The sequence below is a fragment of the Butyrivibrio sp. genome, assembly GCF_017940685.1.
Lineage (GTDB): Bacteria > Bacillota > Clostridia > Lachnospirales > Lachnospiraceae > Butyrivibrio.
Window position 1 is genome coordinate 1 of the sequence record NZ_JAGAYD010000196.1, and the last position, 2,784, is coordinate 2,784.

The 2,784-nt window shown below is 45.8% G+C and carries 4 protein-coding genes; all 4 read right to left on the minus strand.

Going from position 1 to position 2,784, the window contains the following annotated elements:
• A partial coding sequence (locus J6I68_RS12310; protein ID WP_292220714.1) for a recombinase family protein occupies window positions 1-1,382 on the minus strand: 1,382 nt, incomplete at its 3' end.
• A 125-nt stretch (window positions 1,383-1,507) separates the two neighbouring features.
• Window positions 1,508-1,708 carry a hypothetical protein gene (locus J6I68_RS12315; protein WP_292220715.1) on the minus strand — a complete coding sequence of 67 codons (201 nt, stop codon included), beginning with the start codon at window positions 1,706-1,708 and terminating at the stop codon, window positions 1,508-1,510.
• Window positions 1,709-1,842: 134 nt separating this feature from the next.
• Window positions 1,843-2,313, minus strand: a complete 471-nt coding sequence (locus tag J6I68_RS12320; RefSeq protein WP_292220716.1) for a hypothetical protein — start codon at window positions 2,311-2,313, stop codon at window positions 1,843-1,845.
• 23 nt (window positions 2,314-2,336) lie between these two features.
• On the minus strand, window positions 2,337-2,784 hold a 448-nt coding region (locus tag J6I68_RS12325), incomplete at its 5' end, for a hypothetical protein (protein ID WP_292220717.1).

The window sequence follows — 2,784 nt, forward strand, 5'->3', positions numbered from 1 at the left end:
CTCCGACTCATCATCTCATAGTTTCTGTCGCTGATCTTCCCGGAAATATGCTCTTCATAAAGTGTGACAAACAGCTTGTCGATCTCAGAAAGTCTTGCCTTACTGGTTCTTAATTCCTTTCCTACTGCCCTGTACTTGCCGACCTTGCTCTGTTCCACCTGTCCCAACAGCTTCTCGATGAATTCCTCATCATCCGCAAGAGCCATGGCTGCGTGTCTCTGAATATCCGCCAGTACCGCATCATATAAGTCCCTGGCTTCGATCCAATGGCTGGTACATTTACTCTTCCCAAAAGTCTTGTACTGATTGCACATATAACCGTAGTTATCAAGGATATTATCCTTTTTGGTACGATGTGCGGTGGCAAGAGTCAATGCGTATCCGCAATCCTCACACTTGATAAGACCAGCAAAGATGTTTTCAAGCTTTCCCTCTCTTCCGGTGTTGTTCCTGCGGCTGGTGATCATGGTCTGCACCAGCTCATAATCCTCCGGGCTTACGATAGCCTCATGCACATTCGGGATGATGATATAATCTTCCGGCAGTGCCGAGAGTCTTTTCTTACTCTTAAAAGAGGGCTTCGGTCTTTTCCCTGTGTAAAGATGCCCTGCATAGGTAGGATTTCTGAGTATCCCCCTGACGCTGTTGTTAGACCACTCATAACGCTTCGGATCGTCCTCACCATCATAGAATCTGTCATATCCGGCACTGTTGACTGCCGACGGTCTTAAAATATGCTGACCGTTCAGATAATTCCTGATCTGTGAGATGCCCTTGCCATCCTTGGCCATCTTAAAGATGAGCCTGACCGTGGGAGCATATCTTTCATCAATTTCAAGTTTATACTTGTCCTCAGATGATTTCCGATAGCCATACGGCGCACTGGTTGACAGGAACTTGCCGCTCTGCCGCCTTGTTAGGAGTGCGGTCTTTACCTTCCTCGATGTGTCCTTTGCATAGAACTCGTTCATGATGTTCTTAAGCGGTGCAAAATCCATGGTCTGAATGTTGTCGGTATCCACCGTATCGTTAAGGGCGATATACCTGACCTTATGCTCCGGAAAATAGATTTCCGTATAGATACCGGTCTGAATATAATCACGACCCAGCCTGCTAAGATCTTTTGTAAGGACCATGTTGATTTTGCCCGCTTCAATATCCTCGATCATGCGCTGAAAGTCCGGTCTGTCAAAGTTAGTGCCGGAGTAACCATCGTCCACATAAAAGGTGGTATTTACGATACCGTTCTCCTGCGCATACCTTGTCAGCATTTCCTTCTGCGTCTGGATACTGGAGCTTTCCATCACGAACTTTCCGTCATCTCTGGAAAGTCTGCAATAAAGGGCTGCTTTATATATTGGTGCTGTAGTTTTTGTTCTCATATCTGCCTCCTTATACAAGGGGCAACTACAGCGACCTACCAATCACATTATACCGTGTTGCCCTTTGTACCTCAATGCATTTTTACGATAATTTCGTGCTTTTTCATGCCTGTATCTGTGCCATGTCATACTGTCTCATCCACCTTTCTTAAGGCCGCCGTGAGAGCCGCACGCCCGATCACTTCTTTCATCGGTTCCTTCCCGACATAGAACGGAGTGACCACGATTCTCACATGCTCCCTCTTCTCCCTACGGATGGAAGGATTGATGGACGGACTGACGGACAGATTGTCTTCCTGAATATTGATGTTCTGATTATTCTCCACATAAATCTCCTCCTTTCCGCACTGTCGCTGTGGTATTTCGGTGCATACGCCGCCGATAGCTTTTTTGTATATCCATGCCACTCATGGATATAAACCGATATGTCGCTTATGTTTTTTCAACACAGCTATGCCGTCTATGATTCTTCATCATATGAATCATTTTCATCATCCTCGTCGGTCTCTTCATCCGAATCGGATTCTTCATAAGGCTCTTCCTCCGTTATTTCCTCCGGTTCAGGCTCTGATATTTCCGGAACATCCATGCCTCTGTCCCTCGGCTCATTTTCCACGCTGACGGTATTACTGTCCTCTGCTGAACCACTTGTATCGGATCTGCTTCTGATCTCAACGATCTTAGCAGTGACAGCCTCTTGTGTCATAGCAGTGTCCACAATCTCCTTAAGCTCTGATCCTTCAAAGCAGTAATAGTCCGGCAGATATTCAGCGAACATCTCTCCGATAATGGACTTCGCCTTACGCTTAAGCTCCTCAATCTTTTTCTGGTCTTTTTTGACCTGTTCCTGAAGTTTTTCCTTATCCCTTTCCAGTTTTTTCTCCAAACGGATCTGTGCTTCACTCTTTTGGTTTTCTTCAACTTTGATCATGATTTAAGTCTCCCTTCTTTTTTCTATGACAGGTTCTGATCATCACGCTTCTTGGTAGTGATCTCTCCCCGTGCGATTGCCGCCTGCCTGTCTTCATCGTATTTCTTCACTGCCTCATAGCCCTTATTGAGCCTATCTTTTAAAGATACTCTTTCTCGATGACCATTCTGATGTGCCTGAGCCTGCTGTTGTACTTGAAGCTGCGTAGTCTGCATCTGCTGTGCCTGCCTTGCCTGTTCCTTAGCTTTTTCCCCAGAATCACCGGATATAGTTATCTGCTCACCGCCCGAAGCTGCATTACTGCTATCAGTGTCACCGTCGCTATCACCATTCTTTTTATCAGTCACGAAATCTACGGCATCTCTGATATACTCAAGCATTTTTACTTCCTCGCTGATGGGACTGGTTCTGATCTTCTCAGATTCTGTCTTAATTTCTTCCTCCAAAACAGCCAGCTTTTCATTCCACATC